Raw genomic sequence first — 19,245 nt, 5'->3', positions numbered from 1 at the left:
TTCAGGCGGCGGCCGGTGAGTCCTGGAGCGCCGCGACGGCCTTGGCGAACGTCTTCACCCGGTGGCGGCCGACGTCGTAGCCGACGCGGCCGAGCATCGAGTCGCGGAATTGCGGGTGGATCTTGGACGCCACCGGTGTCCACCAGGGCTTGTGGCTGCGCGGCAGGTCGGCGAGCAGCCGATCCGACGCGGCGGTGAACACCGGCGCCAGTCGCAGGTAGTCGGGGCGGAACTCGCGCAGATCGTGTCCGGGGAAGTGCTCCTGCTGCACCTCGACGAGTGCGCGCGGCAGATCGGCATCGATGTGCGCCGACACCCCGTAGAGCAACCCCTTCATCACCGGCAGGTGCGGCCGCTTCGGGTCGCTCGACTCGGCCGTCGACCACGCGGTCGCCCACGCCGGTTCGACGTCGCCGCCGGTCCGGTACGCGGTGAGGTTCCGCTCGTAGTAGTCGTGGAACGTCGGGATCAGGGCCAGTACCCAGTCGGGGTGCTCCAGGCCCAGTGCCGACGGGTCCTGCGCCGCGGCGATCATCTCCTCGGTGACGTACTGGTAGACGCGGGCGAACCACTGCTTCGGATCGTCGTCGGCCGCGAGTTCGTCGGCGAGGGCCCGCTGGGCGGCGAGTGACTCGTGGGCGTCGGCGAGCAGGCCGTCGAAGGTGGGCGCAGTCGACGAGGTGCCGACGGGGCTCGTCGTGGGCAGGGGATCGTCGAAGGAGGCGCCGGCGGCGAGGCCGGCCAGCAGGTCGAGGGAATCGCCGACCTGCTTGCGGATGACGCGACACAGCACGGTGGCGAGCGGGGCGGCCACCAACCGCATGGAGACGTGCCAGGTCAGCTCGGTGCGGTTCCCGTCGACGGGGGTGAAGGTCTGCACGCCGCGATGGCTGATCAGCAGCGGCCCGCCGTCGTACACGCGGTAGCGGAACTCGCGGGGCATCTGTGCGAACTCGACAACCTCGCGCAGCTTGCGCTTGCCGTCGGGGAGCGTGACGACGCGCAGGGCGCCCGCGGTGTCGGGACGGTCGCCGGGGCCCGGTTCGGCGAGGTCGATGCGGGCGGTGGACCAGCGATTCATCTGGTCGGGGTCGGTGACCAGGCGCCACGCGACCTCCGGCGGACAGTCGAGCACGCGCCTGAGGGTGAATGAGGCGCTCATGCGACCGGGTCCATCCGGTTCTGGTCGGCGGCGCGGTACCGGGCGCCGACGATCTTCGGGTCGGACAGGTCGATGCCGAGTCGTCCGGTGGCCAGGCGCAGTTCGCGCCGGGCGACCTTGCGCTCGGAGCCGAGGAGGCCGAGGGCGCGGGCCAGCTCGCGCGAGCGCACGACGGGCCGGGCCAGATCGACGAGGTGGTGCAGCGGATTGGGCCGCAGACCCATCGCGGCGGCGACCTCGTCGTCGACCCAGCGCGTGGACACCGCGGCGAACACCGGTCGCAGGAACGGGCGGGCGACCGCGTGGACGGCGTCGTTGAGCGGGCCGGGCAGCCCGGTGGTCGGCCGGAACCCGTCGTCGAGCAGGGCGCGCACCAACGCTTTCGCCTCGTCGTTGGGGCGGAGCTGGAACTCCTGCGAGATCCGCCAGGTGCGCATCGCGTCGTCGTAGCTGATGGGCAGCAGGTGGTCTTCGACGCCCATCACCCAGCCGACCCAGCGCCACATGTGGGTGATCGCCTCGAGGTCGGCGCGCGAGTAGCGGATGCCGAAGTCCTTGGCGATGTTGAGCGGCAGGGCCAGGAAGCCGGCGGTGATGGTCAGTTGCGAGTAGGTCTGGTTGATCGGGACGCCCCAGGCGTCATCGTCCCAATCGTCCTGCGCGTGCAGGTGGTGGCGGACCATCGCGTGGACCAGCCGGATGCGCAGCGTCTCCACCCAGCCGCCGGCCCCGACGTCCATCAACCCCGGCGCGGTCGCGAGGGTGACCCACCGGGCCGTCGCCTGCACGCGATCCCAGGTGCCCTCGGTGAGGCGCCCGGTCGCGGCGAGCGGGCGGGTGAAGCCGCGGGCCTGGTAGCCGTAGATCAGCGACTGGTAGAGCGTGCTCGACTGCAGCAGTCCGAAGCGCCACCAGGCGTCGGCGCCGGCCCGGGCCAGGGCCGGGTCGAACCACGGCGGTGGCGTGCTGGCGCGCTCGAGGAAGGCGCGGAACCTCGGTGCGTTCTTGAGCAGCACGGGGTCGACGAGCGTCGGGTCGTCGAGCGCGGAGACGATGTCGTGCCACGTGTGCTTGGCCTTGCCGGCGAACAGCTCGGCGATGACCGCGTCCGCGAGCTCGTCGCCCGCCTGCAGGCCGTCGGCCATGGCGTCGACGTGCTCGGGGTAGCGCTCGCGGACGTCGTCCCAGTTCTGGGATCCGGTGATGGCCGCGGCAATCGTCGACGGCACGTGTTTCGTCATAAAGACAGTGTGTCTTTTATGGTCCGTCAGGTCAAGGATCAGGCGTCCGGGGAGTCCTCGTCGTCGATCCCGGAGAAACCCGACCAGACCAGCAGGAACAGGTGGTCGACGACCTCGTCGCGGCTGATCGTCCGGGTCGTCGACCACCAGCCGATCGTCGACGACACGGCGCCGATGAGTGCGCGCGCCCAGGTCTGCGCCGGTGCGTCGTCGCTGCCCCGGGAACGGAAGCCCTCGGCGAGGATGGCCGCGATCGTGTCGACGACCATTCCGCCGGCCGCCGGGGTCGTCGGCAGCAGGTGTCCGGCGAGGGCCTGGGAGAGTTCGGGCTCGTCCTCGAACCAGGCCGCGAGGATGTCGATGGACGCGCGGGTCTGCTCGGCGGGGTCGCTGATGCCGCCGACGATGTCGACGAGTCGGCCGACCAACCGGGCGGCGTGCCGGGTGGCCAGCGCGCTCAGGACCGCGTTGCGATCGGCGAAGGAGGCATAGACGGCGGACCTGGTCAGCCCGGCGGCTGCGGCGACGTCGGCCAGCCCGGCGTCGGGCCCCTGTTCGCGCAGCACGGCCTCGGCGGCGTCGAGCAGCTCCTCGCGGCGCTGCGCGGGATCGACGGGTGGGCCCGGTGGGCGGCCCCGGCGTCGTCGCGCGGTCGTCTTGTCGGCCATGGTCGCCCCAGGCTACCGGTCGACGCAGCGGGGACTTGTTGCTTTCGATGCCGCGCGAGTGTCGGAGTCGAGTCATAAAATCGGTCATATGGAACCGTTTGTCGCCCCCGACGGTGATCCGCGCTGCGCATGGGCCGGCGGGGCCCCCGAACTGTTGGCCTACCACGACGCCGAGTGGGGATTCCCGGTCGGCGACGACGTCCGCCTGTTCGAGAAGGTGTGCCTCGAGGGCTTCCAGTCGGGGCTGAGCTGGCGGACGATCCTGAACAAGCGGGACAACTTCCGCAAGGCCTTCGCGGACTTCGACTTCCACCGCGTCGCCGAGTTCGACGAGGGCGATGTCGAGCGGCTGCTCGGCGACCCGGGGATCGTGCGGCACCGCGGCAAGATCGAGGCCGCCATCAACAACGCGCGGCGGGCCGTCGAGTTGGCCGCCGACGAGGGGTCGCTGGCGGCCTACATCTGGCGATTCGAACCGCCGCCCGGCGAGGTCGGCGTCCCGCAGACCAAGACGACGTCGGCGACCTCCCACGCGTTGTCGAAGGACCTGAAGAAGCGCGGGTGGCGGTTCGTCGGGCCCACCACCGCGTTCGCGTTCATCCAGTCGATGGGGTTGATCAACGACCACCAGTACGGCTGCGTCACGCGCGAGAAGGTCGAACGGGCGCGCCGCGACTTCACGCCGCCGCGTTGACCCGGGAGGCGCGCTAAACCGTCAGCGCGGTCGGTTCGACGAGATCGGCGACGTCGACCGGTCCGTCGAGGAAGCCGTTGTCGTGCAGGAAACGGATCTGGCTGTCGAGCAGGTTCAATCGCGCCGGAGTCAGATCGATGTCCAGCTCGCTGGTCAGCGTGGGCGAGAAGGACGGGATGACCAGTTCTTCGGGGATGCCGGCCTCGGCGGCCAGGATCCGCGCGGATCCGGCCGCGTTGTCGCCGGCCCATCGCGCGGCCGCAGACGTCTCCTCGACGATGGCCGCGACGACGTCGGGGTCATCCTCGAGAAGGTCGCGCGAGACCGTCAGGGTGAGCGGACGCAGATTCGACGACAGCGCGGGATCAGTGTGTGACGACTCGCCCACTTCGACGACCGGTACGGCGCCGGTGATGGCCTGCGTGACGACCCGGTTGGACCCCTCGGAGAAGATCGCGTCGACCTCGCCACGGAAAAGCGCCTCGATCTCGGCGCGCTGGAAGCCGAGCATGAAGCCGGCATCCCACAGTGTCGACGTGGACCCGGTGGCCCGGGTGGACTCGGCCACGAAGGTGCGGTCGACGATGATGTCGCGGAACGTGACGTCGTCGGGGCCCAGGCCCGCCGCCTGCACCGCCCGCTGCGCGCCCTGCAGAACCGACGCCCGCCAGAAGTCAACTGGGTCGTTGACGCGTTTGGGCACGCCGATGGTCTTGCCGCGCAGGTCTTGCGGCGACGCGATGCCCGACGACGGAAGCGTCAGCAATGCTGCGCGCGACGGGGCCACGGAGAGCCCCACGATCGCGAGGCGGGCGCCTCGCGACGTCGCGACAATGGGCGGGATGTTCCCACCGTGCCGCGTGGACCGGGGCTGGGCCTGCGTGAAGTGTGCGGTGCGAGTGCTCGCATCCCGACTGGTGGCCAGGGACTGGAAGTCGACGCCGAGGTCGGCCAGCCGCTGCGGCAAGCCTCCCGTTGCCACCGCGATGCTGAACGCGGTGGGAACGGGGCAGCGCGTGAACCAGACCGGCCCGCGTGCGCTCACGATGCGACCTTCGTGCGGCGCTCGAGGAGCGCGGACACGCGCGGGAAGATCTGCTCGGCGAATCGTCGCGCCTCGCGCTCCACCGGCTGGAACTGCAACATGAAGAGTTCGATCCCGAGGTCGTAGAACTCGACGATGCGCTCGGCGATTTGGTCATAGGTGCCGACCAGGCCCGCGGCCGTGCCGCCGTTGGTGCCGATGTGCGGGAACTTCTTGAAGGTCTCGAACATGACCGCCTTCGGGTCGGCGTTGGCGAAGACGCCGGCGAGCGTCTCGGCATCCTCGTTGGCCAACCGCCAGAACAGCTCGAGCTCCTCGTTCGCCTCCTCCTCGGTCTCCCGGGCGATGACGAAGGCGGACAGCCCGAAGTCGATCGGATCACCGGTGCGGGGCCGATCGGCCACCGACTTGATGAGGTCGCGGACGACCTCGACGGGCTGGCCGTTGATGAACCACGCATCAGCCCGCTTGGCGGCGAGATCGCGGGCGGGTTCTGATTCGCCGCCGAGATAGATCTTCGGCTTGACGGCCGGGTCGGCCGGGCGGATCACGTAGTCGTCGATGGTGAAGTTCTCACCGCGGTGGCTGACATGCTCGCCGCCGATCAAGCGGTCGACGATCGAGAGCCACTCATCACCGTAGGCATAGCGGTCGTCGTGGTCGGCGAACGTTAGACCGGCTTTCTCCAACTCGGGTTTGTACCAGGCGTTCACCAGGTTGATGGCGAACCGGCCGTCGGCGATCTCAGCGATCTGTGCCGCGATCTTCGCGAGGAATACCGGGTTGAACAGGTAGGGCTTGATTGCCGCGATGATCTCGATCCGACTGGTGATCGCTGCCAGTGCCGCCGCGGTCGACCAGGCCTCGAGTTCCGGGAGCTCGTGACCGTTGGGATTCAGGTTGTGCTGGGCGACGAGCGTCGAGTCATAGCCGAGGCGCTCGACTTCGAGCACGAAGCGGCGGTTCAAATCCCAGCTCGCGTCGAAGGGGTCGTCGGGGTAGTTCTGGGCGGCGAAGGGGCCCCAGACGGGCGCCCAGACGCCGAAGCGAGGGCGGGCGAGGTCGGGAGCCCAGGCGAATGGGGCGGTGGTCACGGTGCTGTTGCTCATACCGCGACGGTAGGGAAGGTATTCGAGTGGGGACAGGGTCCGATTCAGGCCGGGTTTAAGTGCTCATCCGATCCGGAACCGCTTGATCCGACTCGTCGCTCCGCTCGCCAGCTCGACACGGCTCTTGGGGACGCCGAAATGCTCGGCGAGGAGCCGGCCGACGGCCTTGGTGGCCTTGCCCTCGGTGGCGGGCTCGCGCACGTACACGGTCAGCTGGCCGTCGTCGCCGACCTCGACGAGCGGACCCTTGCGGCTGTTCGGCTTCACCGTCACGGTCACCGTCTGATCGGTCACCACTGCACGATGCCCTGGCGCTTGCGCTTGTAGTTCTTATTGCTGCGGTTCGGACCGGTGCGGTCCTCGTCGAGGCACATCGAGCGCAGCACGTTGTGGAACACCACCAGCCCGTAGAAGTTCGGCGCGGTGAGGATCCCGACGGTGCGCGGCAGCAGCGTCGGCGAGACGTCGGTGGCGAGCAGGTCGCCGAGGATGCCCGCGGCTGAATCCTGTCCGCCGAGGAACCAGACGGCTTCGACGATGTGCGCGGCGATGCCGTACGCGTAGTACGCCGCGGTCAGCGAGTGCGACACCGTCAGCTCCGACAGCGGGACCGTCTCGCGAAAGTCGAGGCCCTCGAGGTGGTTGTGGTTCAGGCCGATGATCGCCTCGATCGGCGCGCCGCCGACCACCGGGATCATGTACGAGATCTGGGACAGGATCCATTCGCCGAGCGTGAAGTCCGCGGGATCGGTGGGGATCAGGTTGTGGTGGATCCGCGTGTGCTTCATATAGACGTTGAGGTTCTGCGTGACCCCCTTGATCTGCGGAGCCATCGCCGGGTTGGTGGCCACAAGGAACTCCGACGTGCGCGCCACGATCCGCTTGAGCGGCAGGGTTCCGATGTGGCGGCAGGTCTCGACATCGGCGACCGACACCTGACCCGCGATGTCGCGCACGACGTCGGGCACCGCCCACGCGAAGCGCAGGTCCTTCTCGAACTTGCCGGCGCTGTCCTTCTCCTCCTTGGTCACCGACGCGACGCAGGCGAGGGTCAGGTTGACGCTCATGGCCTTGTACAACTGGGTGACCCCGACGACGCCGAGCATGATCGGGATCGACAGGAACATGCCCAGGCTGAGCGGACCGAAGTCGAGCAGGCGCGGCACCGTCCGTCGGAAGATCGTGGCCGGGACGAGCACGGTGACGTAGAGGTACAGGAACGCGGTCTCGACGGCCTGGGCCAGGCTCAGTTTGTCCAGTGAGATCGAGTGCGCCGTCTGGCCGCGGCGAACGTTGACCAGCTGGGTGACGATGTACTGCGAGATCGGATCGCGATACCGCATGATCGGGTCGGCGTCGTCGGCGTCCATGTCGTAGGGGTGGTTGGACACCCACAGCGACGAGATCCGCACCTTGCGCATGTCGGCGCGCATCCGCTTCTTGATGCTGGGCGCATCGCGCCGGATCTGCGGCCCGAGCGTCGGCAGCAGCGAATCGAAGACCGCCTCGACGACGGCGCCCAGCGGTGCGAATCGCGAGCCGACGCACTCCTTCTTCGCCGTCGGGCTCAGGTTGCGCGGCACCTGTTGGGAGCGCTGCTGGTCGGACTGCGGTGCGGCCGCGGCCTGCGGGGCGCCCTGTTCGCCGGCGAACGCGAGTGTGATTGCCAGACAGAGCGCCACGGCGACGCCGGCCAGCCGACGACGACCGGCGCGCGGTACCCGACCCCGCATCGCGAACTCCCTTTGGCGCGCCGCGGTATGACGCGACGATCCGACTACACAGTGATGCAGGAAGTGTATGACCGTGGCCGTCGGGTGGCTCGGGGAATCGGGAGTTACGCGCTCGCGGCGTCGAATTCCCTTCCGATCAGGTCCATGTTCACCATCCCGCCGGTCATCGCGGCCGATCCGATCGCCATGGGGACGGTGAGTGCCGGGTTGATGACGTTGCCGACGGCGTACACGAGCGGGTGGCTGGTCCGCCCGAATTCGTCGACCGTGATGAAACTGCCCATCGGGTTGTCGGCGCGGTCCAGGTTCAGCGGGGCGAGGAAGTCGTCGTTGGGTTTGATCGGGGCACCGGCGAACACGGCGTCGAGCTCCACGACACCGGCCTCGGTGCGCACGCCGGTCAGCGTCGTGCCCTCGCCGAGCAGTTCGAGGACGGGGGCGTCGACGATCTTCACTCCGCGGGAGGAGAGGCGACGGCGCAGATCGTCGTCGACGGCGACGATGTCGTTGGTGAACAGCGTGAGGTCGTCGCTCCATTGGCGGATCAATTGCGTCTGGAGGCCGGCCATCGGCGACAGGCCGAGGACGCCGAGGCGCTGGCCGCGCACCTCCCAGCCGTGGCAGTACGGGCAGTGCAGGATCGACGACCCCCACCGCTGCGCGAAGCCGGGGATGTCCGGCATCTGGTCGGTGAGCCCGGTGGCGGCGACCAGTGCCCGGCCCACGACGGTCGAGCCGTCGTCGAGGGTCACGGTCACGGTGTCGTCGTCGGCCTCGACCGCCGTCGCCCGACCGTCGCAGACGGTCACGGCGTAGTGGCTGACGTCGGCGCGACCGCGGCGCAGCAGGTCGGCGGGTGCCTCGCCTTCCCACCCGAGGACGCCGTGCATGTGCGGCGCGATCCGGTTGCGGGGCTCACCGGCGTCGACTACGAGAACGCGTCGCAGGGCTCGGCCCAGCAACAGCGCGGCAGACAATCCGGCGGCGCTGCCGCCGACGACGATGGCATCCCAGGTCTCACTCATGTGACCAGGAGACTCCCGCTTCGGCAGTTCTGCAAGTATTCTTGCGGAATTGGCAAGGAGGTCGGTCGGTGGGCGACGAAGTGAAGCAGGTCGGCGCGCGACTGCGGGCGCTGCGCAACGGTCGCGGGTGGACGCTCGACGATCTGGCGGCCCGCGCGGGGATGTCGCCCAGCACGTTGTCGCGGCTCGAGTCGGGCAAGCGGCAGCCAAGCCTGGACCTGTTGCTCCCGTTGACGCGGCAACTCGGCATCGGCCTCGACGACCTGGTGTCGCCGACCGTCGCGGACCCGCGCGTCCGGCGTGAGCCGATCCGGCGGGAGGGGATGATCATCCACCCGCTCGTGCCCGAGGGGTCGCCGATGAAGACGTACAAGATCCACTACCTGCCGACCCGCGGCGAGCTGCCCGAGTTGCGCGTGCACGACGGCTACGAGTGGGTCTACGTGCTCTCCGGCAAGCTCCGGCTGCGACTGGGCGACCAGGACCTGGTGCTGTCGCGCGGGGAGGCGGCCGAGTTCGACACCCGGGTGCCCCACGCCCTGGGCGCGCACGGTTCGCGACCCGCCGAGGTGCTGAGCATCTTCAACGACGCGGGCGACCGCATCCACATGCGCACGGGGGAGTGAGCGCCCACTCGCGCAGGTTTGCACCCCAGAGCTGAAAGCGGATGGTCACGTCTGGTTCAACGGACCGAAACATTGCTCGGCCACGCTGGCCGCATGATGACGATGACAGGTTCGCGCCGGGCGGCAACCGGGTTCGCCGCCACGCTGCTCGCGACTTCCCTGCTCGCCGCCGCGGCTGCCGAAGCAGCGCCGCGGCCCGGCGAGTTCAAACCCGATCCGGCCGCGTTGCCGACCCCGCTGCACGATCGTTTCTACGCGAAGCCGGGCAACCTCGACGGCAAGCGCAACGGTGACATCCTCGCCACGCGCGCCCGCGCCAATCCGCCCGGCTTCTTCGACGTGCGCACTTTCCAGGTCAAGTTCCGGAGCACTGATTCCCAGGGCGCCCCGATCGCCGCGGTCACCACCGTGCTGGTTCCGAACCGGCGCGTGCCGAACGGTCCGCTGTTCTCCTTCCAGCACGTGGTGAACGCGACCGGACTGCAGTGCGCCCCGTCGCAGGCGCTGTGGACCAGCGACCCGAACCTCACCATTCGGGAGGCGCCCGGCCTCAACGCGGCGCTGCAACGCGGCTGGACCGTCGCGATCCCCGACCACCTCGGTCCGCGCAGTGCCTACGGGGCCGCCAAACTCGGTGGCCAGATCACGCTGGACGGCATCCGGGCGGTGAAGAGCTTCCGGCCGGCCGCGGCGCGCAACAGTCGAGTCGGCATGGCGGGCTACTCCGGTGGCGGCATGGCGACCGCGTGGGCCGCGGCGCTGCAGCCCACCTATGCCAAGGACCTCAAACTGGCCGGTGCGGCCTATGGCGGGGTGCCGATGAACCTGGTCAAGATGGCCGAGGGCCTCGGCTACGCCAACCCCCATCCGGCGTTCGGCCTCGCGTTCGCCGCCGCGATCGGAATGGCTCGCGAATACCCCCAGGCGATCCCGATGCGCCGCTACCTATCGCCGCTGGGCCACCAGATGTTCCGGCAGCTGCGCAACGCCTGCACCAACGACATCTTGCGCGTGGGCGCCGGACACAGTGCGCGGCAGGTCGCGATCGGGGGTCGTCAGATCTTCAACGACCGGACTGCGCGCAGCAAGGTCGAGGAGAACAGTCTCGCGCTCTATCGCGGCATCCCGAAGACTCCCGTCTTCGAGTGGCACAGCCCCACCGACGTGCTCATCCCCGTGATGTCGATCGACGCGACCAACCGCCGCTACTGCCGAGCCGGCGCGCGGGTCCAGTCGCTGCTGACGCCGTCGCCGGACCACATGAGCGCGGCCGTCATCGGGTTGCTGCCGGCGTTCCAGTATCTGCAGGACCGCTTCGACGGTCGGCCCGCGCCCAGCACCTGCTGAGTCGGCCGAACCGCCGGATCGGCGGACGCCGCCGTCCGCGGCGCCTACCCTCCGGATATGGGCATCGCAACGGCGGTCTGGGGCACCGGCAACGTCGGCCGTGCCGCCATCAGGTCCGTCGCGGCACACCCGGAGCTCGACCTCGTCGCCGTCATCGTGTCGAATCCGGACAAGGCCGGCCGCGACGCCGGTGACCTCGCCGATGCCGGTCGAGACCTGGGCGTCGTCGCGACCACCGACGTCGAGGCCGCCCTGACGGGTCTGGGTGGCGCCGGTGCCGTGGTCTACGCCGTCAACGGCGAGCTGCGACCCGACGAGGCCCTCGTCGACATCCGCAGGGCCCTCGCGGCAGGAGCCGTCGTCGTCAGCCCGTCGGTCTACGCCCTCTACGACCACCGCGGTACGCCGCCGGAGCTGCGCGATCCCGTCGAAGCAGCATGCCGGGCCGGGTCGTCGGCGCTATTCGCCAGCGGCATCGACCCCGGATGGGGCAACGACCTGCTGCCGGCGCTGGTCAGCGGCCTGGGCTCGGAGATCGAGCAGATCCGCTGCCAGGAGATCTTCGACTACTCGACCTACGACGCCGAGGACTCGGTCCGCTACATCGTCGGCATGGGTCAACCGATGGACTACGACCCGCCGATGATCGTGCCCGGGGTCCCGTCGATGGTGTGGGGCGGTCAGGTTCGGCTGATCGCGCGGGCCCTCGGCGTCGAACTCGAGGACGTCCGCGAGACGTCGACGCGTATGCCGCTCGCGGAGACCGTGACCACCGCGCTCGGCGAGTTCGCCGCCGGCACCCAGGGCGCGCTGCGCTTCGAGGTCCAGGGCATCGTCGACGGCGAGCCCAAGATCGTCATCGAGCACGTCACCCGGATCACCGCCGCCGCGGCGCCGGACTGGCCGCAGCCGCCCGACGGCGGGGACGGCGCGCACCGCGTCATCGTCGAGGGCCGACCGCGCATCGAGATCAACGTCGAGGCGACCGACGAGGGCGGCAACCGCTCCGCCGGCGGCAATGCCACCGCCGCCAACAGGCTGGTCAACGCCATCCCGTGGTTGCGGGCCGCCGAGCCGGGCCTGTACGACGGACTCGACGTCCCCCTGACCCCGAGCGCCTACCTGCGCGCATCCCAGCCGGCGAGGAGCTGACATGTTTCTGGACATCCCTGAGGGCAAAGACCCGATCATGTACGTGTGGGGCGAGATGGTCCCCGGTATCGGCCCGGCCGCCGCCGGAGCCGCCACCAGCGTCTACGAGCACAGCACGCTGGGCCTGCGCGAGTTCGAGGCCGCTCGGCTGCGCATCGCCCAGATCAACGGCTGCCTCTTCTGCCAGGACTGGCGCACCGAGCGCGACGGCGTGAAGGTGGAGGAGGGCTTCGACGACGAGGTCGCGAACTGGCGCACCAGCGGCGCCCTCGACGACCGGGCCAAACTCGCCGCCGAGTACGCCGAGCGCTACGCCACCGATCACCACGGCATCGACGATGAGTTCTGGAAGCGGATGCGCGCCCACTACACGGACCGGGAGATCGTCGAACTGTCGATGTGCCTGGGCTCCTGGCTCGCCTTCGGTCGGCTCAACCGCGTCCTCGGTCTCGACTCGGTGTGCGTGCTGCCCAGCCACCTGACGAACTGATCCAGCACGGTTACCTCAGTGCTGCATCGATCCATGCGGGACTGTCGAAACGATGTGGGGTTGTGGCCGATCTCGCCGGCTGAACGACTGACGCGGCCGACCGCCGTACGGTGGCCGTCATGACTGCTGCCCACCCGCCGGTGTCGCCGGCGCCCGCCAAGCGCCGGTCCGCGATCCGGCTCGACCCGCGGATCCTGGTCCTGCTCGCGTCGCTGATCGGCACGACCGCACTCACCTGCGTCCTCGGGATCACCGATCCGGCGGCGCCGCTGTCCTACCCGAGTCGGTTCCTGATCTGGAATCTGTTCCTCGCATGGATCCCACTGGCCTTCGCCCTCGCCTTCGCGGTGGTGCCCGGACGCTTCTGGCTGATCCCCTTCGGCATCGGCTGGCTCGCCTTCCTGCCGAACGCCCCGTACCTGGTCACGGACCTGATTCACCTGCGCGAGGGCTACGAGCTGTGGCGGCACGTGCTGCAATACGGCTTCGCCGCGTGGACCGGCATCATCCTGGGCGTCGTCTCGATGCGCCTGGTCCACCGCCGGCTCACCGCCGAGTTCGGTTCGGTCGTCGGGTGGCTGGCGATGCTCGTCACCGTCGCGCTGTGTGCCGTGGGCGTCGTCATCGGGCGCTTCCAGCGCTGGAACTCGTGGGACTTGGTCCATCGGCCCGACGACGTCGTCGCCGCGACGCTAGATTGGGTGCGCAACCCGTTCTCGTCGGTCCAGTCGACGGGAGTGGGGATCGCAGTGGCGGCGTTCCTCGCGCTGGCCTACCTGACGCTGTGGGGCTACGAGGCGATCGGGGCGAGCGGTCGTGCCGACCACTGACGCTGAGCGGGCCGCTACCATCAGATCCATGACAATGACGAGCAGCGGTAAGCGCGCCGCGCTGGTATTGGCAGCTGCGATCGCGGCCCCCGCGACCCTGACATTCCCGACCGTCGCCCACGGTGACCCGGCACCGGACGCGATGGGCCGGCACCAGGTCGCACGCCCGGCTTTCCCGGAGACCGCCGCCGGGCTGTCGCCGGTTCGCCGTCGCATCGTCGCGGTGTTGCGCGCCGAGTACGCCAACCCGCACGCGCCCGAGTACTACGCGCAGGGCATCCGTGAGGCCTGGTGCGCCGACTTCGTCAGCTGGACCCAGCGCAAGGCCGGCAGTCCGGTGCGCAATCCGAGCAACGGCTCCTGGCGGATTCCCGGTGTTGCGACGCTGACCGAGTACTACCGCTCCGTCGGGCGCTTCCGTGGTCCCGACTACCGCCCCAAGCCCGGTGACGTGGTGCTTTACGCGCCGCCGAACCGCTTCCGGCAGCACACCAACACCGTGATCGCGGTCAACGGTGACCACGTGACGACCCTGGGCGGAAACGAGCCGCCGCACGGCATCAGCATCAACGGTTACGACCGGTCGACGGTCCGCGGCATCGTCGGCTACGGCCTGCCCAAATAACGCGGCAACCTGCGCCTGGCTGGAGAGCCGATGACGGGAATCGAACCCGCACTCTCAGCTTGGGAAGCTGATGTTCTACCACTAAACTACATCGGCATTTCGCAGGTCAGCGACCTGCGAGTGACAGACTAGCAAACTCCTCACACTGTGATCGGCGTCGTCGCGCACAGCCGCGGAAACCTGGCAGAGTTGCGGTCATGGCCCAGAGCAAGCTCAACAAGCCCGTCACCCTCACCCTGTCCGGCGCCGCCGGTCAGATCGGCTACTCGCTGCTGTTCCGCGTCGCGGCGGGGGAGATGTTCGGCCCTGACACCCCGGTCCGACTGCGCATGCTCGAGGCGCCCCAGGCCGTGCGCGCGGCCGCCGGCGTCGCGATGGAGCTGCAGGACGCGGCGTCGCCGCTCGTGGCCGGCATCGAGGTCACCGCCGACCCGCAGGTCGCCTTTGAGGGTTCCAACCATGCCATCCTCGTGGGCGCACGACCGCGCACCGCGGGGATGGAGCGCTCGGACCTGTTGGAGAGCAACGGCGCGATCTTCGGCCCGCAGGGCAAGGCCATCAACGACGGCGCGGCCGACGACGTTCGCATCTTGGTGATCGGCAACCCGGCGAACACGAACGCGATGATCGCCGCCGCCCACGCCCCCGACGTCCCGCGCGACCGTTTCACCGCGCTCACCCGCCTCGACCACAACCGCGCGGTCGCCCAGCTCGCCGCGCGCACCAGTGTCAACGTTCGTGAGATCAAGCGGGTCACCATCTGGGGCAACCACTCGCGCACCCAGTACCCCGACATCCGGCACGCGACGGTCGCCGGTCGCCCCGCGCTGGAGATGGTCGGCAACGAGTGGGCCGAGGGCGTCTTCATCGAAACCGTCGCCCAGCGCGGCGGCGCCATCATCGAGGCGCGCGGCGGATCGTCGGTGGCCTCCACGGCGACGGCCATCATCGACCACGTCCGCGATCGTCGGTTCGGCCTGTCCGACCCGGAGAACTGGACGTCGGCCGCACTCGTCTCCGACGGCTCCTACGGCGTGCCCGAGGGACTGGTCAGCTCGTTCCCGGTCCGCCCGGTCGACGGCAACTGGCAGATCGTCACCGGCCTCGAACTCGACGAGTTCTCCCGCGCCAAGATCGATGCGTCGGTCGCCGAGCTCCAGGAGGAGCGCGCGGCGGTCAAAGACCTCGGCCTGATCTAGACCTGCCACCCCTCGGACTCGCGCCAGCGGGTCCACAGGTCGGCGAACACCCCGCCGCGCTCGAGCAACTCGTCGACCTTGCCGGAGTCGACGATCTTCCCGTCGTCGAGCACGATCACCCGATCGGCCAGCGACACCAGCGCCGGTCGGTGCGTCACGATGACCGTCGTCCGCTCGCCGCGCGTCTGCTCCAGCGCGTCGACGACGGCTCGCTCGGTGATCGCGTCGAGGGCCGAGGTGGCCTCGTCGACGAGCAGCAGCCCCGACGGCTTGGCCAGGGCGCGAGCCAGGCCCACGCGTTGGCGCTCGCCGCCGGAGAGTGCGTTCGCGCCCTCGCCTACCCGCGAGTCCCAACCGGCCGGCAGCGACTCGAGCACGTCACCGAGCTGCGCCCGCTCGGCCAGCGTCGCGAGTGCCGCGCCGTCGTCGGTGCCGACGTTCTCCTTGAGCGTGCCCGGCCGCAGCTGAGTCGACTGGAACACCACCGACGAGCCGGCGAGGCGGTCCGAAGCGGGGCGCACCGCGTCGCCGACGAGTACCTCGCCGTCGGTCGGTTCCCGCAGACCGGCGACCACGTCGAGCAGCGTCGACTTGCCCGAGCCGGACGGGCCGACGATGACCGTGATGCCGCCGGCGGGAATCGCCGTGTCGACGCCGGTGAGAGCGCGCGTCCCGTCCGCGTAGGTGTAGCCGACGTCGCTGAGCGTGAGCTCGGGCGCCCCGGTCACTGGATTGGCGGCGGGGGCGGCCGCCACGGCGGCGTGCTCCTCGTCGACGAGTTCGGCCACCTCGCGGAACACGCGGGAGCCGTTCGCGACGGCGGGACCCAACAGCGACAGCGAGCCCACGACCTCGACGATGCGCAGCAGCACGACGATCATCGCGGCCGCCGTCGCGCCGGAGATCTCGTGGGACAGGTAGAGCGACGCGGTGGTCACTCCGAACGCCAGCAGCGTGAGCTGCAGGACGATGCTGAACAGGAGTTCGCCCGGGATCGTCCAGGCGAGCAGCTTCAACCCGCGGCTGCGGGACTCGCCCAGCACCGAGTTCACGGTCTTGGTGCCGGCGCCGGAACCGCGCAGCGTGGGCTGTGCCCAGGCGAACTCAAGGACGCGGTCGTCGAGCTGCCGATTGGTCTCCGAATAGGCCGCCTCCGACCGCGCGACGATGCGCTGCGAGGCGAGCAGCGCCAGGAACATCACAATCCCGCCGACCAGGGCGACGAGGGCGAGCTTCCACGAGACGAACAGCAGCATCAGCGCGAGCAGGGGCGTGAGCAGCACGACATGGATCAGGGGCGAGCCGAGGAGTACCACCGACGAGATTGACTCCGGTGCCGACACCGACACCAGATCGCGGAGCTTGGATGCGCGCTCCGAGCGCAGTTCGCCGGGGTCGAGGCGGCGGATGCCCCCCAGCCCGGCCTCGGTGATCGTGTCGATGATGCGGAACCCGAGTTTGAGACCGGCGTACATCGCGATCCGGTCGGTGGCCAACGCCAGCAGGAGGAGCACGAGGAGAAGTCCCACCCAGGGCCACGCCTGCGACGGCTGGTCGCCGAAGAGCGCCCGCAGCAGCGGCACCAGCGCGATGACCGACGCCGCCTGCAGCGCGGTGGACACGACGGTCGCCCCGATGAATCGGATGCGCTCACCGCGCGCCCGCGGTCCGGTGACGGTGACAAGGTCCTGGTAGATCATGCGAGTGCCTCCATCGCCTGGTTCTGCATGCGGGCGTACAGGCCACCCTTGGCCATCAGTTCCTCGCGGGTGCCCTGCTCGACGATCCGCCCCTCGTCGAGCACGACGATCTGGTCGGCATGCGCCACGGTGTGCAGGCGATGGGCGATCACCAAGACGGTGCGGCCCGCCAGGAGCCTGGTCAGCCCCTGTCGGACCTCCCACTCGGAGTCCGGGTCGGCGGCCGCGGTCGCCTCGTCGAGGATCACCAGGCGCGGGTCGCCCAACAGCGCGCGGGCGATGGCGATGCGCTGGCGCTGACCACCGGAGAGGCTGTCGCGGTCGACGACGGTGTCGTACCCGTCGGGCAGCGCCTCGATCTCCGTCGCGATGAAGGCGGTCTTCGCGGCCGCGGCGATCTGCTCGCGGGTCGCGTCCGGATGGCCCAGCGCGATGTTGTCGGCGATCGTGCCGTGGACCAGCTGCACATCCTGCAGGACGACCGCGACGTGCCGGCGCAGGTCGTCCTCGTCGATGGTGCGCAGATCGGCGCCGTCGAGGGTGACGGCACCCTTCTCCGGATCCCACAGCCGCGCGGCGAGCGCGGCGACCGTCGACTTGCCGGCGCCGGAGGGGCCGACGACGGCGGTCGTGCCGCCGGGCGGCAGGGTCAGGCGGAAGTCGGTCAGCACGTACTGACCGGGGACGTAGCCGAACGAGACGTCGTCGAAGACCAGTGCCGCCGGACCGGTGCCGGCCGGGACCGGACCGGTGCCCGCGGCGAGCTCCGAGGTGCTCAGCAGCAGTTCGAGGTTGGACTTGGCGTTCATGCCGTCGCGCAACCCGCCGACGGCGAACCCGGCGCCGACGAGTCGGTCGCCCAGCGAGGTGCCCAGGATCAGGAACGGGAGGATGGCGACGGCCGGCATCCAACCGACCGTGATCAACAGCGTGCCGACGACGGCGATCAGGACCGTCGACGTCATCGGCCGGTTGAGTTGGATCATTGTGGCCTTGGCGCCGATCGTCTCCAGCTGCCAGTCCTTCATGAAGGCGCGCAGCTTCGACATCTCGCCGGGCAGGTCGACGGTGGCCCCGTCCCCGAAGACGCGGCTCACGCTTTGGCCGGCGATGTACCGGTCGGCGTCGCCGGGCAGGGTGGCGTTCCAGCGCAGCATGCGGGTCATCCGGGCGCGGTCCATCGCCGCGATCCGGATGGTGATGACCAGGTAGGTGACCACCGGCACCAGTAGGACCAGGGCAAGGGTCCAATTCACCGTGAACAGGTAGACCAGGATGGCCAGCGGCGTGACGATGGCCGTCGCGAGATCGGCCACCGCGTGGGTGATCAGGTAGTGCAGCGACCCGACGTCGTCTTGGGCGAGCTTGCGCACCTCGGACTGTCGACGGCCCTGGAACCAGCCCAGCGGTAGCCGGGTGAACTTCTCCATCACGCGTCGGCGCAGAGCGGTCGCGTAGTACTGGTCGTACACGTGCAGGCCGAACATGAGCGCCGACGTCAGCAGCGCCCCGATCACCAGCACGGCGATGCCGGTGACTCCGACGCGGACCAGGTCGTCTCGGCCGGCTCCCTCGACGAAGCGCTTGGCCAATTCGGCGAACAGGATCAGCGGCACCACCGACAGCGCGGCGAGGGCCACGGCAATGACCGCACTCAGGTAGAAGGCGGGCTTGGCCGGAGCGAGGACGGAGAACTCGCGGTTGCGCTCGCGCGAGGCCTTCATCATCTCCTTCTGGCTCTCAAAGGCGACCGGCGCGGCGGCGGCTCCGGCCGCGGTCGGCGCGAGCTCGACGACGTCGGAGCTCTCCGCCTCCTTGCCCATGGCACGCCCGCGGATCCAGTACGCCTGAGCGTGCATCGTGCCTTTGTTGTGGCCGTCTTCCAGCGTCAGTCGCGACCGGACCAGACGGGTCGCGGTGGTCTCCGCGGCGACGTAGGACTTCCAGCCCTGGAAGCTCTCGGTGCCGAGCGCGTGGACGAGGGCGCGGCCGTCCTCGCTGCCGGGGACGTACGTGACGTCCAGCAGCGGGTGCTCGGGGAAGGGGAGGTCCTTGTCGTCGTCGTGGGTGTACTCGAAGTACACGCGGATCGGGACGGTCTGGTCGGCTTCGGCGACGATCGTGACGAAGGCCGGCCACGACGCGGCGTCGCCGACGAGCAGGTACCCGGCGGGTTGCGGGTCGTCGAGCGGCCACCCGTCGCCGCCGAGGCGCTGCACCACGATCTCGTCGCCCGCTTCGACGTGCTGCGCCCAATACGACGCTGGGCCGCCCGGCTCGTGGGTGACGAAGCACATCGAGAAGCGGCCGGTGGCCGGATCGGGGTCGAGGAGGGTGTAGCCGCGCTGGTGCAGCTTGCTGGTGCCGTGCGGATCGGGGAACCACGCGCGCACCCACGCGGTCGGCTTTTCCCCGTCGGCGTAGAGCAGTGTGTCGCTGATGAAGTCGACCCGGATCACCGACGACGTGAGCTGCGAAACCCCCGTCACGGTGGCCACGTGGTCCTTCGCGCCGGCGACGCGCATGATGACGCCCTGATAACCCTTGCCCATGCCCCTACCTCCGTTACTGGGATAAGCTAAGCCTTAGCTTAGCGACG

Annotated in this window: 18 protein-coding genes and 1 tRNA gene; 8 read left to right on the top strand and 11 right to left on the bottom strand. The window is 69.6% G+C overall.

What is annotated here, in order from left to right; genetic code table 11:
- Nucleotide 1 precedes the first annotated feature (1 nt).
- From QM728_RS13650 to QM728_RS13640, 3 genes are read right to left on the bottom strand one after another with little or no spacing between them, the layout of a single operon-like run.
- Nucleotides 2-1,162: a DUF5995 family protein gene (locus QM728_RS13650; protein ID WP_415032548.1), complete on the bottom strand. Its 1,161-nt coding sequence runs from the start codon at nt 1,160-1,162 to the stop codon at nt 2-4.
- Entirely contained in the window at nt 1,159-2,403 is a 1,245-nt protein-coding gene (locus QM728_RS13645; protein ID WP_415032547.1) for an oxygenase MpaB family protein, read from the bottom strand. Before QM728_RS13645 ends, QM728_RS13650 begins: the two co-directional genes overlap by 4 nt.
- A 38-nt stretch (nt 2,404-2,441) precedes the next feature.
- The gene (locus QM728_RS13640) at nt 2,442-3,071 is read right to left on the bottom strand and encodes a TetR/AcrR family transcriptional regulator (protein WP_415032546.1); all 630 of its coding nucleotides are present in this window, start codon (nt 3,069-3,071) and stop codon (nt 2,442-2,444) included.
- An 88-nt stretch (nt 3,072-3,159) separates the two neighbouring features.
- Between QM728_RS13640 and QM728_RS13635 the strand changes: the two genes are divergently transcribed.
- Nucleotides 3,160-3,765 carry a DNA-3-methyladenine glycosylase I gene (locus QM728_RS13635; protein WP_415032545.1) on the top strand — a complete coding sequence of 202 codons (606 nt, stop codon included), beginning with the start codon at nt 3,160-3,162 and terminating at the stop codon, nt 3,763-3,765.
- A gap of 13 nt (nt 3,766-3,778) precedes the next feature.
- Here the strand turns inward: QM728_RS13635 and QM728_RS13630 are convergent, their stop codons facing one another.
- The 5 genes from QM728_RS13630 to QM728_RS13610 all read right to left on the bottom strand — a co-directional run bounded on the left by QM728_RS13630 (nt 3,779) and on the right by QM728_RS13610 (nt 8,677).
- Complete coding sequence (locus QM728_RS13630; protein WP_415032544.1) at nt 3,779-4,810, bottom strand: ABC transporter substrate-binding protein; 1,032 nt, start codon at nt 4,808-4,810, stop codon at nt 3,779-3,781.
- On the bottom strand, nt 4,807-5,919 hold the full coding sequence (locus tag QM728_RS13625) for an LLM class flavin-dependent oxidoreductase (protein WP_415032543.1): 1,113 nt from the start codon (nt 5,917-5,919) through the stop codon (nt 4,807-4,809). Before QM728_RS13625 ends, QM728_RS13630 begins: the two co-directional genes overlap by 4 nt.
- A 63-nt stretch (nt 5,920-5,982) precedes the next feature.
- A complete protein-coding gene (locus QM728_RS13620; RefSeq protein WP_415032542.1) occupies nt 5,983-6,213 on the bottom strand; it encodes a DUF167 domain-containing protein in 231 nt (76 codons plus the stop codon).
- Nucleotides 6,210-7,652, bottom strand: coding sequence for a hypothetical protein (locus tag QM728_RS13615; protein WP_415032541.1), 1,443 nt, complete (start codon nt 7,650-7,652; stop codon nt 6,210-6,212). Before QM728_RS13615 ends, QM728_RS13620 begins: the two co-directional genes overlap by 4 nt.
- Before the next feature lie 104 nt (nt 7,653-7,756).
- Complete coding sequence (locus QM728_RS13610) at nt 7,757-8,677, bottom strand: NAD(P)/FAD-dependent oxidoreductase (protein ID WP_415032540.1); 921 nt, start codon at nt 8,675-8,677, stop codon at nt 7,757-7,759.
- A 68-nt stretch (nt 8,678-8,745) separates the two neighbouring features.
- Here QM728_RS13610 and QM728_RS13605 point away from each other — a divergent pair, with 68 nt between their 5' ends.
- The 6 genes from QM728_RS13605 to QM728_RS13580 all read left to right on the top strand — a co-directional run bounded on the left by QM728_RS13605 (nt 8,746) and on the right by QM728_RS13580 (nt 13,747).
- Entirely contained in the window at nt 8,746-9,303 is a 558-nt protein-coding gene (locus tag QM728_RS13605; protein ID WP_415032539.1) for a helix-turn-helix domain-containing protein, read from the top strand.
- A 96-nt stretch (nt 9,304-9,399) separates the two neighbouring features.
- The gene (locus tag QM728_RS13600; protein ID WP_415032901.1) at nt 9,400-10,650 is read left to right on the top strand and encodes a lipase family protein; all 1,251 of its coding nucleotides are present in this window, start codon (nt 9,400-9,402) and stop codon (nt 10,648-10,650) included.
- Between the two features lie 57 nt (nt 10,651-10,707).
- Nucleotides 10,708-11,802 carry a dihydrodipicolinate reductase gene (locus tag QM728_RS13595; RefSeq protein ID WP_415032538.1) on the top strand — a complete coding sequence of 365 codons (1,095 nt, stop codon included), beginning with the start codon at nt 10,708-10,710 and terminating at the stop codon, nt 11,800-11,802.
- Nucleotide 11,803: 1 nt separating this feature from the next.
- Entirely contained in the window at nt 11,804-12,292 is a 489-nt protein-coding gene (locus QM728_RS13590) for a carboxymuconolactone decarboxylase family protein (protein WP_415032537.1), read from the top strand.
- A gap of 119 nt (nt 12,293-12,411) precedes the next feature.
- Nucleotides 12,412-13,122 carry a DUF1361 domain-containing protein gene (locus tag QM728_RS13585; RefSeq protein WP_415032536.1) on the top strand — a complete coding sequence of 237 codons (711 nt, stop codon included), beginning with the start codon at nt 12,412-12,414 and terminating at the stop codon, nt 13,120-13,122.
- A 28-nt stretch (nt 13,123-13,150) separates the two neighbouring features.
- Nucleotides 13,151-13,747, top strand: a complete 597-nt coding sequence (locus QM728_RS13580; protein ID WP_415032535.1) for a CHAP domain-containing protein — start codon at nt 13,151-13,153, stop codon at nt 13,745-13,747.
- Between the two features lie 25 nt (nt 13,748-13,772).
- On the opposite strand, the gene QM728_RS13575 is transcribed toward QM728_RS13580, so the two are convergent.
- Nucleotides 13,773-13,843 (bottom strand) — tRNA-Gly (locus QM728_RS13575).
- A gap of 101 nt (nt 13,844-13,944) precedes the next feature.
- Here QM728_RS13575 and QM728_RS13570 point away from each other — a divergent pair.
- Complete coding sequence (locus QM728_RS13570) at nt 13,945-14,946, top strand: malate dehydrogenase (RefSeq protein WP_415032534.1); 1,002 nt, start codon at nt 13,945-13,947, stop codon at nt 14,944-14,946.
- Here QM728_RS13570 and QM728_RS13565 read toward each other — a convergent pair.
- Nucleotides 14,943-16,646 carry an ABC transporter ATP-binding protein gene (locus QM728_RS13565; protein ID WP_415032533.1) on the bottom strand — a complete coding sequence of 568 codons (1,704 nt, stop codon included), beginning with the start codon at nt 16,644-16,646 and terminating at the stop codon, nt 14,943-14,945. The two genes, QM728_RS13570 and QM728_RS13565, sit on opposite strands and share 4 nt — an antisense overlap.
- Nucleotides 16,643-19,198, bottom strand: a complete 2,556-nt coding sequence (locus QM728_RS13560) for an ABC transporter ATP-binding protein/permease (protein WP_415032532.1) — start codon at nt 19,196-19,198, stop codon at nt 16,643-16,645. Before QM728_RS13560 ends, QM728_RS13565 begins: the two co-directional genes overlap by 4 nt.
- Nucleotides 19,199-19,245: the final 47 nt, after the last annotated feature.

This window comes from Gordonia sp. (in: high G+C Gram-positive bacteria), assembly GCF_047602025.1.
In the GTDB taxonomy this organism is placed as follows: domain Bacteria; phylum Actinomycetota; class Actinomycetes; order Mycobacteriales; family Mycobacteriaceae; genus Gordonia.
This window is presented reverse-complemented; position numbering and strand designations above follow the sequence as displayed.

Excerpts from the sequence above, each read along its gene's own strand:
- QM728_RS13580 (WP_415032535.1), top strand. The coding sequence starts at position 13,151 with ATGACAATGACGAGCAGCGGTAAGCGCGCCGCGCTGGTATTGGCAGCT.
- QM728_RS13610 (WP_415032540.1), bottom strand. The coding sequence starts at position 8,677 with ATGAGTGAGACCTGGGATGCCATCGTCGTCGGCGGCAGCGCCGCCGGA.
- QM728_RS13560 (WP_415032532.1), bottom strand. The coding sequence starts at position 19,198 with ATGGGCAAGGGTTATCAGGGCGTCATCATGCGCGTCGCCGGCGCGAAG.
- QM728_RS13590 (WP_415032537.1), top strand. The coding sequence starts at position 11,804 with ATGTTTCTGGACATCCCTGAGGGCAAAGACCCGATCATGTACGTGTGG.
- QM728_RS13615 (WP_415032541.1), bottom strand. The coding sequence starts at position 7,652 with ATGCGGGGTCGGGTACCGCGCGCCGGTCGTCGTCGGCTGGCCGGCGTC.
- QM728_RS13645 (WP_415032547.1), bottom strand. The coding sequence starts at position 2,403 with ATGACGAAACACGTGCCGTCGACGATTGCCGCGGCCATCACCGGATCC.
- QM728_RS13570 (WP_415032534.1), top strand. The coding sequence starts at position 13,945 with ATGGCCCAGAGCAAGCTCAACAAGCCCGTCACCCTCACCCTGTCCGGC.
- QM728_RS13635 (WP_415032545.1), top strand. The coding sequence starts at position 3,160 with ATGGAACCGTTTGTCGCCCCCGACGGTGATCCGCGCTGCGCATGGGCC.
- QM728_RS13640 (WP_415032546.1), bottom strand. The coding sequence starts at position 3,071 with ATGGCCGACAAGACGACCGCGCGACGACGCCGGGGCCGCCCACCGGGC.
- QM728_RS13650 (WP_415032548.1), bottom strand. The coding sequence starts at position 1,162 with ATGAGCGCCTCATTCACCCTCAGGCGCGTGCTCGACTGTCCGCCGGAG.
- QM728_RS13600 (WP_415032901.1), top strand. The coding sequence starts at position 9,400 with ATGACGATGACAGGTTCGCGCCGGGCGGCAACCGGGTTCGCCGCCACG.
- QM728_RS13625 (WP_415032543.1), bottom strand. The coding sequence starts at position 5,919 with ATGAGCAACAGCACCGTGACCACCGCCCCATTCGCCTGGGCTCCCGAC.
- QM728_RS13585 (WP_415032536.1), top strand. The coding sequence starts at position 12,412 with ATGACTGCTGCCCACCCGCCGGTGTCGCCGGCGCCCGCCAAGCGCCGG.
- QM728_RS13565 (WP_415032533.1), bottom strand. The coding sequence starts at position 16,646 with ATGATCTACCAGGACCTTGTCACCGTCACCGGACCGCGGGCGCGCGGT.
- QM728_RS13595 (WP_415032538.1), top strand. The coding sequence starts at position 10,708 with ATGGGCATCGCAACGGCGGTCTGGGGCACCGGCAACGTCGGCCGTGCC.